11 protein-coding genes are annotated in these 12,815 nt (G+C 68.0%); 5 read left to right on the plus strand and 6 right to left on the minus strand.

Translation table 11 applies throughout. The features are described from left to right. Nucleotides 1-56: 56 nt before the first annotated feature. The gene (locus tag Poly30_RS20515; protein ID WP_145201657.1) at nt 57-392 is read right to left on the minus strand and encodes a rhodanese-like domain-containing protein; all 336 of its coding nucleotides are present in this window, start codon (nt 390-392) and stop codon (nt 57-59) included. After that, nucleotides 389-2,959: an alkaline phosphatase family protein gene (locus Poly30_RS20520; protein WP_419190424.1), complete on the minus strand. Its 2,571-nt coding sequence runs from the start codon at nt 2,957-2,959 to the stop codon at nt 389-391. Before Poly30_RS20520 ends, Poly30_RS20515 begins: the two co-directional genes overlap by 4 nt. A gap of 135 nt (nt 2,960-3,094) precedes the next feature. On the opposite strand from Poly30_RS20520, the gene Poly30_RS20525 reads away from it, so the two are divergent. Then, entirely contained in the window at nt 3,095-4,354 is a 1,260-nt protein-coding gene (locus Poly30_RS20525; protein ID WP_145201663.1) for a hypothetical protein, read from the plus strand. Between the two features lie 32 nt (nt 4,355-4,386). On the opposite strand, the gene Poly30_RS20530 is transcribed toward Poly30_RS20525, so the two are convergent. Then, entirely contained in the window at nt 4,387-5,619 is a 1,233-nt protein-coding gene (locus Poly30_RS20530; protein ID WP_145201666.1) for a trans-sulfuration enzyme family protein, read from the minus strand. Between the two features lie 101 nt (nt 5,620-5,720). On the opposite strand from Poly30_RS20530, the gene Poly30_RS20535 reads away from it, so the two are divergent. Further along, the gene (locus tag Poly30_RS20535) at nt 5,721-6,224 is read left to right on the plus strand and encodes an ApeI family dehydratase (protein WP_145201669.1); all 504 of its coding nucleotides are present in this window, start codon (nt 5,721-5,723) and stop codon (nt 6,222-6,224) included. Nucleotides 6,225-6,246: 22 nt separating this feature from the next. On the opposite strand, the gene Poly30_RS20540 is transcribed toward Poly30_RS20535, so the two are convergent. Then, nucleotides 6,247-7,092 carry a tRNA pseudouridine(54/55) synthase Pus10 gene (locus Poly30_RS20540; protein WP_145201672.1) on the minus strand — a complete coding sequence of 282 codons (846 nt, stop codon included), beginning with the start codon at nt 7,090-7,092 and terminating at the stop codon, nt 6,247-6,249. A gap of 158 nt (nt 7,093-7,250) precedes the next feature. On the opposite strand from Poly30_RS20540, the gene Poly30_RS20545 reads away from it, so the two are divergent. From Poly30_RS20545 to Poly30_RS20555, 3 genes are read left to right on the plus strand one after another with little or no spacing between them, the layout of a single operon-like run. After that, nucleotides 7,251-8,153: a prolipoprotein diacylglyceryl transferase gene (locus Poly30_RS20545; RefSeq protein ID WP_419190425.1), complete on the plus strand. Its 903-nt coding sequence runs from the start codon at nt 7,251-7,253 to the stop codon at nt 8,151-8,153. Nucleotides 8,154-8,160: 7 nt separating this feature from the next. Next, on the plus strand, nt 8,161-9,147 hold the full coding sequence (locus Poly30_RS20550) for a ribonuclease H family protein (protein ID WP_145201678.1): 987 nt from the start codon (nt 8,161-8,163) through the stop codon (nt 9,145-9,147). A gap of 59 nt (nt 9,148-9,206) precedes the next feature. Then, nucleotides 9,207-10,529 carry a protoporphyrinogen/coproporphyrinogen oxidase gene (locus Poly30_RS20555; RefSeq protein ID WP_145201681.1) on the plus strand — a complete coding sequence of 441 codons (1,323 nt, stop codon included), beginning with the start codon at nt 9,207-9,209 and terminating at the stop codon, nt 10,527-10,529. Nucleotides 10,530-10,553: 24 nt separating this feature from the next. On the opposite strand, the gene Poly30_RS28725 is transcribed toward Poly30_RS20555, so the two are convergent. Next, the gene (locus Poly30_RS28725; protein WP_419190426.1) at nt 10,554-11,204 is read right to left on the minus strand and encodes an acetyltransferase; all 651 of its coding nucleotides are present in this window, start codon (nt 11,202-11,204) and stop codon (nt 10,554-10,556) included. Further along, entirely contained in the window at nt 11,195-12,634 is a 1,440-nt protein-coding gene (locus tag Poly30_RS20565; protein WP_145201687.1) for a capsular polysaccharide export protein, LipB/KpsS family, read from the minus strand. Before Poly30_RS20565 ends, Poly30_RS28725 begins: the two co-directional genes overlap by 10 nt. Nucleotides 12,635-12,815 lie beyond the last annotated feature (181 nt).

Consider the following 12,815-nt stretch of genomic DNA (forward strand, 5'->3'; position numbering starts at 1 on the left):
CCTGCGAACCGGACCTTTGCCAATCGCTGTGGTTGACGGTGTCCACCGTGCCTCGATCAGTATCTCCGGGCGGAAGGATCCACGTCCGTCGACCACCGATCCATGCCGCCCGAGAGGTTCCAGAGCTGCCCGTCGAAGCCGATCTGCTGGAGCGCAGCCGCCGCGTGGGCGCTCCGGATCCCGTGGTGGCAGATGCAGACCGTCTCGGCGTCGAGGTCCAGCTCGGTGAGCCGGACGGAGAGCTCCCCCAGCGGGATGTGCAGGATCCCGGGAAGCGCGCAGATCGCCACTTCCCCGGGTTCACGCACGTCCAGGAGGACGAGTTCGTCGCCGCGCTCGAGGCGGGCGGCGAGTTCTTTCGGAGAGATCGGTTTCGGTCCGGTCGCGGTCATTGGAAGCTGAGAGGCTTGCGATCCAGCTGCGCCGGGAGCGGAGCGCCCACGCGGTCCAGCACGGTCGGGGCGATGTCCATGACCGAGAACGTACCGTCCTCGCTCGTGACCTTCCGGTTGCAGAAGAAGATCCCCGTCACGAGGTTCGGGTCGTTCGACGCGTGGTCGCCCGACCAGGGGTTCGTGTTGTTCAGGTAGAGTTCCCCCGGAACGATGCGGGCCGCATCGCCCTCACCTTCGGATCGGAGCGAGATGTTGCCCGTGGTCGACGACCAGGACACCCGGTAGAACTCGGCGAAGCCCAGCATGACGTCCGCGCACGGGTACTCACGCGTACCCCATTCTTCTGCCCCCTGGTAGAGGTCCCGCACGACGACCGCGCTGGAACCCACCGAGGCACCGTCGTCCTTCGCGGCGAGGAAGCTCGCGCAGATTTCCTCCATCAGCGCCTGGGAATTGGCGGCCTTGACGATGCCCTCCGACTCGCGTCCCTCGAGGTTCAGGTAGACCATGCCGAGCCCGAGCGAGTACGCGCGGGTCCTGGACCAGTCGACGCACTGGAAGCCCCCGCCCTCGTCCCTGCTGGCGATATCGTCCTTGAGCACGAGGTAGCCCTCGCTCTCCAGCCAGTTGTTCACGTTCATGCCGCGTCGGTAGCTGGTGAAACCGTGATCTGCGCAGAGGATCAGCGTGTCGTCGGGCTTCAAGGCCGCGACGACCTCGCCGACGATGTCGTCCATCTGGCGGTAGATCGCGGGGATGGCCTCGGCCAGCGTGATCTCCTCGCCGAAGAAGGTCACCTTCTTCTGCGCTTCCTTCTCCTGGTACTGGGGATGCAGCGGATCGTAGTACCGGTACATCATGTGCTGGACGCGGTCCGTGGTGCTGAACACGCTGTAGAGCACGCGCCAGTCGCCTTCCTCCAGCATCCGCTGCATCAGCTTGCGGCGGTAGGTCATCGTGAACTCGACGTCCTGGAGGAACATGACCGGGTCGATCATCTTGTCCTTGACCTGGTTCGTCATGCAGCCCCAGCCGAGCGTTTCGAAGGGGCTACCGATGGCCTTCGCGAGATCGGCGGCGAAGCCGATCGGCTCCGACGCGGGCTGCCAGGACGGAGCGTTGCGCGGGTCGATCTGAAGCGTATCGACGTAGACCGAAAAGCCCTCCGGCGTCGGGTCCGCGATCCGGGCCCGCGTCGTCGCATGGACGCTGAGCGTGGGCCCCATGTCGAAGGTGACCGAGTAGAAGTCACTCCACGCGCCGGGGACGAGGGTCTGCGTCTCCCCATCGATCGTGACGTCCCAGGCCGGCCCTTCGCCGCCCTCCTTCGCCACGATGCGCAGCGGCACGGTCACGCGGTGCTTGTACTCCTTCGGCCCGACGCGGGACCCGGGAGGCGGCGCGCCCATCTCGGAGAGCGTGCGCTCCAGCTCGGCCTGCTCCGCGTAGAAGTCGCGGCTCTCCTTGAAGCTCATGCCCGAGCGGTCTCCTTCGAGCATGCTCGTCAGTTCGTCGAAGCGCGCCTTGGCTTCCCCCATCTTCGCGAGATCGACGGGGCCATAGATCTTGGCCTCGATGGCGGGAGGCCCGGTCGCGCCGTCCTTGGGCTTCGTGTAGTCCACGCGGAAGACCGTGCCCGTTCCGGAGTTCGAGTCCTTCGTGTTGCCCTTCGGCTCGCGTCCGGTCTCCAGGCTATCGGTGGTGTAGAGGAACCAGTCCCCGTTCAGCGAAGCCCGGACGTCGGGAAGACCCAGCCCGTAGAGCGTCTGCGCCCCGTCCGCACCCGGTCGCCCCAGGGAAAGCGGCGCCTGGAGCGCGACGCTCTTCTGACCGGCGCGGGCCGCCTCGATCCAGAAGCCGTCCTGCCGGACCTGGCTGGATACGACTCCCGCGATCTCCACGGAGCCGCCGCCCCCCACGGACGGGCGCGCGTCCGCCTTCTGGACCGCGAAGGCGGCGGCGCCGCCGAGGACCACGCCGAGGACCAGCGAAAGCAGGGCGTGGACCTTGAGCACGAGGCGCAGCACGAGGGTGGCCAGGAAGAACACCCCGACGCCCAGGAGAACGTTCGAGGAGCCTGAACCGAAGCGATCGACGAAGCCAGCGGCGGCGCCGCCGCCGCCGCCCGTTGACACCTCGCGCGTCACGGTCTCCTGGTTGACGTGACCGATGGCCGGGATCGGCGGCCCTTCGGCGCCGAGGAACTCCCGCTTGAAGAAGCTGGAAACTCCGTTCTTCAGGGGGTTGGTCCCGGTGTTGATCGCGGCCCAGCCCGCGGCCGATTCGGCCGGCTGGGTCGAGACGAGCGGTCCTGCGGTCCCTGCGTCACGCAGCTTGGCCATGTTCGGCAGCTCCCCCGCGTCCATGAGTTCGGAGGTCTTGCGCCAGTCCGCGCCGTCGAAACCGACGACCAGCACGCGTCCGTCAGCCGCCCGGGCGAGCGCTGGCTGCGAGGGGCCGGGGTCGGGTCCACTCACCAGCCCGGCCGGCGCGGTGGATCCGGCCAGAACGGCCGCGGTCGAAAGGACGAGAGAGGAACGCAAAACGCGCAAAAATGGCTTCATGGGATCGAATCTGGGCGCTGGATGCCCCCAGAAGCGGGGCATACACAGGGGATGCACTGTTTTCGGCGGTGCGAGCCGAGACCTTGTCCAACTCCCGGCGATCCGCTGCGGATATCCTGCTCGACGAACATGGACATGCGACAACACAGCCAGGGCCCGCGGGCGAAGAGGGAATTCAAGTTCGCGCGGCAGGTTACGGGGCGACAGCCCGATCGTGGGAGCGCGAGCCCGCTTCTCTTGGCCAGCCTGGCGATTCTACTGGCCGCGGGGGTCGCCGCCTGGTTCCTGATGGGACCCGAGCGGTCCCCATCCCCTGCCCAGACGGTCCAGCCGGAGGCTTCGGCCGACGCGGGAGCCGATGATCGCCCGAAGCCGCCGCCCGGGATGATGCGGGAGTCCGACCTGATCGCCCTGGAAGCGAAGGGGCCTCGGACCGTCGGCGGGATCGAGACCCGTCCGGCGGGAGGCTACGAGAGCTTCGAGAAGGTCTTTGGAGCGCCCGGCGGCACCGTGACGGGCGAGATCCGGGTCGCGGGGGCCGAGTACCCCGAGGCGTGGACGGTCACGATCGAGCCCTCCCTGGTCGCGGAGGGACGCGCGGAAGCCATCACGAAGACGTTCGTCTCCGAGCCAGGTATGCGGACGTTCGAGCTGCGGGATCTGCCCCTGGCCGCCTACAGGCTCAGCGCCAGCGCCCCGGGGCTCACCACGTCGAAAGTGGAGGTGGCTCTCTACCAGGTCGCCGAGCGCCCGGGCCAGCGCGGCCTCGACTACGTGACCGTGGACCTCACGCTCCGGCCGATGGCGCGGGTCGAGGGATTCGTTCGACAGCCGAGCGGAGAGCCCGCGAGCGATCTGGCGGTCTACCTCGTCCCCTACGTGGTCCCTGGCGCAGACGCGGGCACCCCGGATGTGCTCGGTGAGGCGGGTGGAAACGAGGCCGGGGGCACTGCGGCCGCTGGCAGCATCGAAACGAAGTGCAACTCCGCCGGCTCCTACGCCTTCGAGAACGTGCCGCCCGGCCCCTGGATGCTGCACGTCGGTGATGCGATCAACCCTCTGGCGTCGCCGATTCCCGTGGGCGTGCAGACCGCGGACCAGCGCGTGGACGATGTGGTGCTGCCACCGCTCGCCACGCTGGAGCTGGTGGTGCTCGACCATCTCGCGCGCCCGTGCCCGGACGTGATCCTGACCGGCTACCTCCGCGGGAAGGGCGCAGGCCACTTCAAGGTCACCACGGATGCCACAGGCCGGATCAAGGTCCCCTACCTGACGCCCGGCCCGTGGCGCATCGATGCCGAGGATCCCCTGATGAACCAGAAGGGCCGCGGCGACTATTCGCTGACGCCCGAAGGCCCCGCCGACGGGCGCATTCGGGAGCTGCACATCCGGTAGCCGACAGCACATCCGGCAGCCGACGAGTGCGACTACCCGAGCGCCTGGACGAAGTCCGCGACGAGATCCGCCGCGTCTTCGATCCCGGCGGCGATCCGCACGCAGCCGGGTCCGATCCCGGCGGCGAGCCGCTCTTCCGGCGAGAGCGCCACGTGGGACATGTACGCCGGGATGCTGACGAGGGTCTCGACGCCGCCGAGGCTCGGCGCGTCGATGGCGAGGCCGAGCCGCTCCACGTAACCGCGCGTGGCCCCGTCGCCGCCCTCCAGTTCGATGGCGAGAACGCTGCCATGGAGCCCGGACCGCAGCATCTTCTCAGCCAGTCCGTGGCACGCGCTGGACTCGAGTCCCGGGTAGTGCACCCGCGCCACGCCGGGCGCGCTCTCCAGCGCGCGCGCCAGGGCCAGCGCGTTGTGGCATTGGGCTCGCACGCGGAGATCGAGCGTGGGGAGACTGCGCGCCAGAAGCCACGCCGCGCCCGGATCGAGGATCGCTCCGGTCACCTTCCGGTAGCCAGCGATCGCGGCCATGTCGTCCGAGCGACCGAGCACGACGCCGGCGGTCACGTCCGAGTGACCGCTCAGGGCCTTGGTCGCGGAGTGAACGACGAAGTCGGCGCCGAGTTCGAGCGGCCGCTGGACGATCGGCGTCGCGAAGGTGGAGTCGACCGAAACGCGCACGCCCTGGGCATGGGACTGCTCGGCGATGCGCGCGAGGTCCGCCACCACGGCCGTCGGGTTCGAAAGGCCCTCCACGTGCACCAGCTGGACCCCGCTGTCGAGGACGCGAGCCAGGTCGCCTGGATCGGTCACATCGAAGGAGACGGCTTCCACGCCTCTGCCTCCATCAGCGCCCAGCAGCTGGGCGAAGAGCGCGGTCGTACCGCCGTAGATCTGCCGCGCCACGGCGACCCGGCCCTGGCCACCCGGTACGGCGTGGACGAGCAGCGCGTGAATCGCTGCCATTCCGCTCGCGAAGAGCACCGCGGACTCGGCGCGCTCCAGCGCGGCGATCCGGATCTCGGCATCCTCGACGTTCGGGTTGCGATACCGCGTGTAGACGAGCGGCGAGACCCAGTCTCCGGCGTCCGTGGCCGCATGGGTGCCCGGGTGCTGCAGGAACGTGCTGGAGCGCCGGATGGGAGGTGAGACGTCAGGATCCGAAGGCGTCGGGCGCCTGCCGCCATGGACGGCGACCGTCGAGTCCCCTGGAAGCTGGGAACCGCGCGTGCCGGAATCGGTCGAGGCCGGGGAGTTTGACGCCATGGGGACGATTCGTCTGGAGGGTTGGGGGTCGGGCCCATTAGCATAGTCGCCCCGTTGGCCGTCCCCACCCCCCACGCACACAATCCCCCCACTCCCGAGCCATGGCGAACGAACCCATCATCGACCTCTCCACGATCGACCTGACCCAGGTGGTCGCCGACCGCGCAGAACTCGACAGCTACCTGCAGCAGCGCGGCACGTTCACGATGGTGGACTCCCTCTGCCACGTGGACGAGGAGGCCGGGATCCTCGTCGGTGTGAAATCGATCCGAGAGGACGACTGGTGGGCGCCGGATCACGTTCCGGACCGCCCGATGTTCCCGGGCGCGCTGATGATCGAGACGGCCGCGCAGATCGCCTCGTACGACTACTCGAAGCACCGGCTCTGCGGCGACGTGAACCGCTTCGTGGGCTTCGGGGGAGTCGATGACTGCCGCTTCCGGGGCATCGTTGCACCGCCTTGCAACCTGATCATCACCGTCAAGCTGGTGCGCGCCGGCAGCCGGATGTTCCGCTACGAAACGCAGGGATTCATCCAGCAGGACGGCGAGGTCTCCGACAAGCGCGCGTTCGAGGCAACCGTGCTCGGCGTGCTGATCGGGTGAGCCGCCGCCTCGAAGATAGCCTCTAGAGCCCGGCTCCAAAGGGCGAGGGCGGCTCGGCGATCACCTCGCTGGACTCCTCGCCTACTTCGTCGAGAATCGCGAGGACGTCGAGTTCCAGGCAGCGCGCTTCGGCCACGCCGAGCTGCTGCGCCACCGATGGGTCGGTCATCCCGTCCTCACCGCTGATCGCCTCCTTGACGTACGTTCCCGCCTGGGTGCGCATGGTGACGAAGAGGAACGGCTCGTCTTCGCCCTGCTCTTCAGGTACCTCGATGTCGAGGATCTCGATCCAGCGCTCGCGCACGAGGTCGGCGCGCCGGTGCGCCACGCGGCTCGGCGTCTTCTGGGCGACGACGTAGCGCTGGCCGATGAGCGCCTTCACCCTGTCCGGGGAAGGAAGCTCGCTGACCGCGGCCTTGGCGCGGTAGTCCTTGGCGAACTTTCCTTCCTTGAGGAATCGCACGCGGGATTTCTGGGTCCAGTGCAGGCCGCGGACCTCCAGGCGCCCTTCATTGCGGCTGTTGATCGTGGCCTCGACCTCCGCCAGGTCGATGCGCGTGAGCCGGGGCGACTCCAGCTCGAACACGAACGGGCGACCCTCCCCCAGCATCCGGACGTCGAGATCCTCACGACCAGCGCCGTGGAACTTGTGCTTCCGGGTTCCCGCCGCCTTGCCGAGCACCCAGCCGATGAGCTCCTGCACCGAGTCCTTGGTGAGCTTGCCGAAGCCCTCGCAGCGCTCGCAGCCCTGCCTGCGCCGCGCATGGCCCTTGCACCTGGGACAGAAGAAGATCGTCTGGGGCAGATCGCGCGTGTGCTTGAGATAGCGCCCTTCGATGAAGAGCTTGGTGCTGGGCGGCGGATTCATGAAGTCGCTCTGTAGTCTCCGTTGAGCCGGCTCTGGGTCTCCGTTGAGCCTGCTCTGGGCAGCCAACGTGATAGGTCAGGGCGCGTCGCCCGGCCATGACCGTTTGGGGGGCAAAGAGCATAGCGACCGGACGGGCGCGGGGCGTAGACTCACCCGCTATGCATCCGATCCTCTTCGAGATTCCGGGCCTGGGCTTCCCCGTGCGAGCGTTCGGCCTGATGGTCGTTCTGGGCTTCCTGCTGGGTAGCTACCTGTTCGGGAGGCTCGGCCAGCGGCACTCCAGACTCGAGCCGTCGGGCCTCAGCGGCCCCGCGCTCAGGGACCTCCAGCAGACCGAGGCGGCCGGTTTTGCTTCGGTGCCGATGTGGATCCTCGTGGGCATCCTGGTCGGTGCGCGCGCGATGTACGTCATCGTGGAGATCTTCCGGAAGAGCGAGACGGGCCAGCGCTATCTGGACGATCCGATGACCGTCTTCTACTACTGGGAAGGCGGACTCGTCATGTACGGCGGGACGTTCGGCGGGATCGCCCTCGGCCTCTACGCGGCCCGAAAGTACCGGCTGTGGCTCCCCCATGCGCTCGATCTCGGGCTCGCTTCCGGCTTCGTCGGCCTTTCGGTGGGCCGCATCGGCTGCCTCCTCGTCGGCGACGACTTCGGCAAGATCGTACCGGAGAGCGCGCGTGACCTGCCTTTCCCGATCACGGTGCACGTGCCCGAAGCCCTTCCGGAGGGCAGCCTCTTCGGCGCGGAGAACGCGGGTCAGGTCCTCTGGGCCACGCAGCCATGGATGAGCGTCAACGCGCTCCTCATCGGCCTCCTCGGCATTTTCCTCATCAAGCGCCGACGCTACGCGGGCCAGGTCACGCTCATCCTGCTCGTGCTCTACTCCATCGGACGCTTCACCATCGAGAAGTTCCGCGGCGACAAGATCCGCGGCATGTGGTTCGACGATTCGATCTCGACGTCCCAGCTCGTCTCGCTGGTCCTCGGGTCCCTCTCGCTCGTGCTCCTCATCGCGTTCGCGAAGCGGCGCGACCCCGAGCGCCCCACGGCGGGCTGAGCCAGCCGTGGACCCCCTGGCGTTCGCCGTCCACGGCGGCATCGACGAGGCTGGCTACGGGCCGATGCTCGGGCCGCTCACCTTCGGATTCTCCGCGTTTCGTCTGGAGGATCGCGCAGGCACGCTCGACTGGGCGCGCCTCGGCGGCGCGGTTTCGGAGCACCCGAAGGACGACGCCGTGCGCCTGATCGTCGCCGACTCCAAGAAGGTCTTCACGCGCAATCCGCGCGGGTCGCGTCGGCTGGAACTCACCGCGCTTTCGTTCCTGCGCGCCGCGGGCGCGAGCGTCACCGATGGGCACGCGCTCCTCGCGACCGCGCCCCCCGCGGTGGCTCCGACGGAGGCGGACCTCGCGGCTCACCCCTGGTACGCGGCGCTTCCCGGCGAGCTCCCGGTCCACGCCGACCGGGCCGCGCTCGACGATCATCGCGACCGGCTCGAAAGCACGCTCGAAGCCTCCGCGACCGGCGTCGCGGCCGCGGGCGCCGTCGTGATCCCCGCGGGCAAGCTGAACGCCTCGTTCGCCGCCACCGGCAACAAGGGCGCGAGCCTCTGGGCCTTCCATTCCGAGATTCTGCTCGACCTCTTCGAGCGCTTCGGACCCGAGGGCCTCCACATGACGGTCGATCGACTCGGCGGGCGCGCGCGCTACGGCCCGCTTCTCTCGAGCCTCATCCCCTTCTCGACCGTTCGCGTGCTCCACGAGTCGCGAATCGAGAGCCACTATCTCGTGACGACGCCGGGGCGTCGCATGAAGATTCGCTTCATCCAGAAGGGCGACACCCTGTCCCTTCCCGTTGCGCTCGGCTCCTGCCTCGCGAAGTACGCCCGCGAAATGGTCATGGACGCCTTCAACGAGCACTTCTGCGCCGCCTGTCCCGATGTGAAGCCCACGGCGGGCTACGTCACGGACGCGCGCCGCTGGCTCGTGGATCTCGAAGCGAAAGCGCCGTCTCTATTGCGGTCAACAGAGTCGCTCATCCGCACGCGCTGACCCCGGGAACCCGGTATCCTTCGGCGCTCCCGTCCCCCACTCTCCAGCCTCAGCACGACGTGAAAATCGCCATCCTCGGCGCCGGTATCTCCGGCATGGCCCTCGCCCGCTTCCTCGAGCAGGGCGGCGTTTCCAGGGATTCCCTGCACCTCTTCGAAGCGGGCTCCGTCGCCGGCGGTCTCTGCCACTCGAAGACCGTCGACGGATTCACCTACGACGTCGCGGGCGGGCACATCCTGTTCAGCAAGGACGCCGAGGCGATGCAGTGGATGAAGGACGAGGCCGGCGGCGACGACGCGTTCGTCACCTGCGACCGGAACACGAAGATTCGCTTCGACGACAAGTGGGTTCACTACCCGTTCGAGAACGGCATCGGCGACCTGCCGAAGCAGGCGAACTTCGAGTGCCTGAAGGGTTACGTCGATGCGTGGCACCAGCGCCAGCTGACGGGCTCGCCCGCGCCGAAGGACTTTGCGTCCTGGATCCGCTGGCGCTTCGGCGACGGGATCGCAGAGCACTTCATGGATCCCTACAACGAGAAGATCTGGAAGCGTCCGCTGGAGAAGATCACGAGCGACTGGGTCGCGGGACGCGTGCCGGACGCGCCGATCGAGGACATCCTGAAGGCCGCCATCGGCGTGCGCACCGAGGGCTACACCCACCAGGCGATCTTCTACTACCCGAAAACGGGCGGCTTCCAGGGCATCACCGACGGACTCGCCGCGACCCTCGGCGATCGCGTGCGCCTGAACACGCCGGTCACGAACGTGCGCAAGAAGGGCGACCGATGGATCGTGAACGACGAGGAGTTCGACGTCGTCGTGAACACGATCTCGCTGACGTACATGCCCGACCTGATCGAGGGCATGCCCGCCGATGTCGCGAAGGCGATGCGCGAACTCGAGTACAACGGCCTCGTGACGTACCTGATCGCGCTCGATCGGGCCGAGCACCCGAACCTCTCGTGGATCTACCTTCCGCAGAAGAGCCAGGGTCCGGCGAACCGCGTGACGTACATGTCGAACTACTCGCCGGGCAACGCGCCGGAGGGCAAGACCTCGTTCCTGATCGAGATCACGACGCCGGGCGGCCAGCCGTTCCCGGGCCTGGACCTTGAGGAAGACGTGATCCAAGGCCTCGAAACGGCGGGCCTCCTGAAGCGGAACGAGATCCTCTTCACGGACCGTAGCCAGGTGAACCACGCCTACGTCGTGTTCGACCACGAGTACCACAGGCGCCGCGATCTGGCGCTGGGCTGGATGACCGAGCAGGGCCTGCATCCGCTGGGCCGCTTCGGGCGCTTCGAGTACGACAACTCGGACCAGTGCGTCATCAAGGCGCGGGCGAAGGCGGCGGAGATGCTGCCGGACCTCTTGGGTTAGCCCGGGCGTAGCTTCTCCAGGCGGCTACCTCTCCAGGCGCTTGGCCGGGCTTCCCACGTAGACGCCCGGCTCCTCGATATCGCGGACCACCATCGCGCCCATGCCGATGGTGACGTCGTCGCAGAGGCGGATGCCCTGCCGGACGGCGGCGTTCGTGCCGATGTAGACGCGATCTCCGAAGTGGCACGAGCCGCTGAGCTTGGCCCCCGGAGCCGTCGTCAGGTAGTCGCCTGCGACGGTGTCGTGCCCCACGGTCGTGAGCAGATTGAGGTGCGTATGGGCGCCCAGCCGAATGTCGGTGGTCACCACGCAGCCGGCCGTGATCACGCTTCCCGCGCCGATCTCGACCCAGTCCGAAACGCAGGCCGACGGATGAATCAGCGTCCGGAAACGCGTTCCCTCCGGCAGCCCCTCCACGATCTTCCTGCGCGTACCGGGATCTCCGATCGCCACGACGACCTCGTAGAGCTCCGGATCGAACTCCGCGTCCGAGATGACCGGCACGCCAAGAACGCTGCGGGTCGTCTCGCAGAAGGCAAGGGTCTCCAGGAAGCACGCGACTTCCGCCAGCCGCTCGGCGGGGAGACCGAAGCAGTCCTTGGCGCAGAAGAGCACCTCCTTCCCGAAACCGCTGGCGCCAGCGATCAGGAGCTTGCGGCCACCGCTCAGTTCCAAAACGCGCTCACCTTGCGATGGAACCGCAGCAGCTTCCGCTGCATGCGAGTCGGCTTGATCTCTTGGCCCTTGAAGGCACCTTCGAAGAGCCCGTCGGGCTCGAAGAAGCGATACGGGATCCCCCGGGTCGCCTGGTAGTAGCCGTAGCGGAGCGCTCCATCGCGATCCGCCACCGGGAGCGACCTGTCCACGAGCATCGCCATGAGCTCCTCCATGGAGGCCGGCTCGTACGCCGCGCCGAGGCCTGCGTAGAGCCCCCGTCCCGCCAGCACCGAGGGGCGCTGCCAGAAGGTGGCTTCGATCCCAGCGGTCGAGCCGCTCGTGACGACCACGTTCGCTTCGCGCATGAGTGCGTAGGTCGACACGGCCGAGTCCGGCGGGATGACCGTGACGTTGCGCAGGTTCCAACCCACCATGTCGCTGACGTTCGAACTCTTCGCGCCCTCCGGGTTCGGGTGGATCCGAATCGTCAGGTGCACGTCGTCGCCAGGGAGCTCGGAGATGGCGCGGGCGATCGCGACCGTGGCCGCGTGGGGCGACTCGAAGAGCGGGCTCTCCCACTCCTTGCCGATCGAGACGAACTCGTGCTCCGTCGTGGTGAAGAGCGCCACGTTGTGACGCGCGGGATCCCAGGTGTCGGGCAGCTCGTTCTGGGACTGGCCGCGAACGAAGGAGATCCAGGAGCCCATCTGCCCCCTGGGGCGCCCCTCGAACCAGCCAGCGCCGAGGGTCCTGCGCTCCTCCTCGCTGTGCTCGCTGCCCGCCCAGACCGCCTCGACCCGCTCCCGGGTCGCGGCGATGTCGTGGGGCATCGCGTTCTCGAAGAGCCCGTAGTGCTGGAGGTCCTTGCCGCGCTCGTGGATGAAGCAGTCGACGCCCATGGAGCGGGCGCCGCGCAGGATCCCCCGCATCGGCGCCATCCTCCCGTTGAAGGCGTAGACCCGGTCGATGGCGTGGTTCTCCAGCAGCCGGCGCGTGCCGAGATAGGCCGTACCCGCGGTGCGGAGGAGCCGGTCGACAAGCTCGCCCGCGGGGTCGATGTTCGCGTCCTTGGCGAGCCAGACCGCGCTGGAGAGAGCTCCCCAGCCGATGTCGCACTCGTCGAGGTAGAGGCCCTTCAGCTCCTCCATGGAGCCGATCCCGATGGGAATCCCCTCCAGGCGGCGGCGATCCTCGTCCGTGAGGAGCTTCGAAAGCTCCAGCACGCGCACCTCTCCGCCCAGGAGTCCGAGGCCTCGCTCGACCCCCATGCGGCAGGCCCGGCACTGGACCGCGTCGTGGCCTGGGTTCGGCTCGCACGAGGCAAACGCGGCGTCGCAGAGGACCCAGGTCACCTCGTCGCCCGCCTCGAGGTGACGCTCGGCGATCTCCAGCTCGGTGCCGGTGTGGTGGGCCCAGAGGCCAAAGGTTCCAAAGAAGGCAACGTGCATGATCTGGCCCTCCCGGGCCGTCCAGACGATAGCAAAGCGCCCTTGCCGAACAAGCTCCCGGCCCATGGAGGTTGAGTTCAGGGCCGCTGGCTGCGACCATGGCCGCTCACCTCCGCCCCTCCACCCGGCTCCAAGGAGCGGGGCTCCAGGGCCGTCCGGTTCCGCTCACCACCTCCTTCGT

The organism is Saltatorellus ferox, from assembly GCA_007751475.1.
Classification (GTDB): Bacteria; Planctomycetota; UBA1135; order UBA1135.

What these genes read in the sequence shown, in the direction of transcription:
- Poly30_RS20515 (WP_145201657.1), bottom strand. Translation starts at nt 392, where the DNA reads ATGACCGCGACCGGACCGAAACCGATCTCTCCGAAAGAACTCGCCGCC.
- Poly30_RS20520 (WP_419190424.1), bottom strand. Translation starts at nt 2,959, where the DNA reads ATGAAGCCATTTTTGCGCGTTTTGCGTTCCTCTCTCGTCCTTTCGACC.
- Poly30_RS20525 (WP_145201663.1), top strand. Translation starts at nt 3,095, where the DNA reads ATGCGACAACACAGCCAGGGCCCGCGGGCGAAGAGGGAATTCAAGTTC.
- Poly30_RS20530 (WP_145201666.1), bottom strand. Translation starts at nt 5,619, where the DNA reads ATGGCGTCAAACTCCCCGGCCTCGACCGATTCCGGCACGCGCGGTTCC.
- Poly30_RS20535 (WP_145201669.1), top strand. Translation starts at nt 5,721, where the DNA reads ATGGCGAACGAACCCATCATCGACCTCTCCACGATCGACCTGACCCAG.
- Poly30_RS20540 (WP_145201672.1), bottom strand. Translation starts at nt 7,092, where the DNA reads ATGAATCCGCCGCCCAGCACCAAGCTCTTCATCGAAGGGCGCTATCTC.
- Poly30_RS20545 (WP_419190425.1), top strand. Translation starts at nt 7,251, where the DNA reads ATGCATCCGATCCTCTTCGAGATTCCGGGCCTGGGCTTCCCCGTGCGA.
- Poly30_RS20565 (WP_145201687.1), bottom strand. Translation starts at nt 12,634, where the DNA reads ATGCACGTTGCCTTCTTTGGAACCTTTGGCCTCTGGGCCCACCACACC.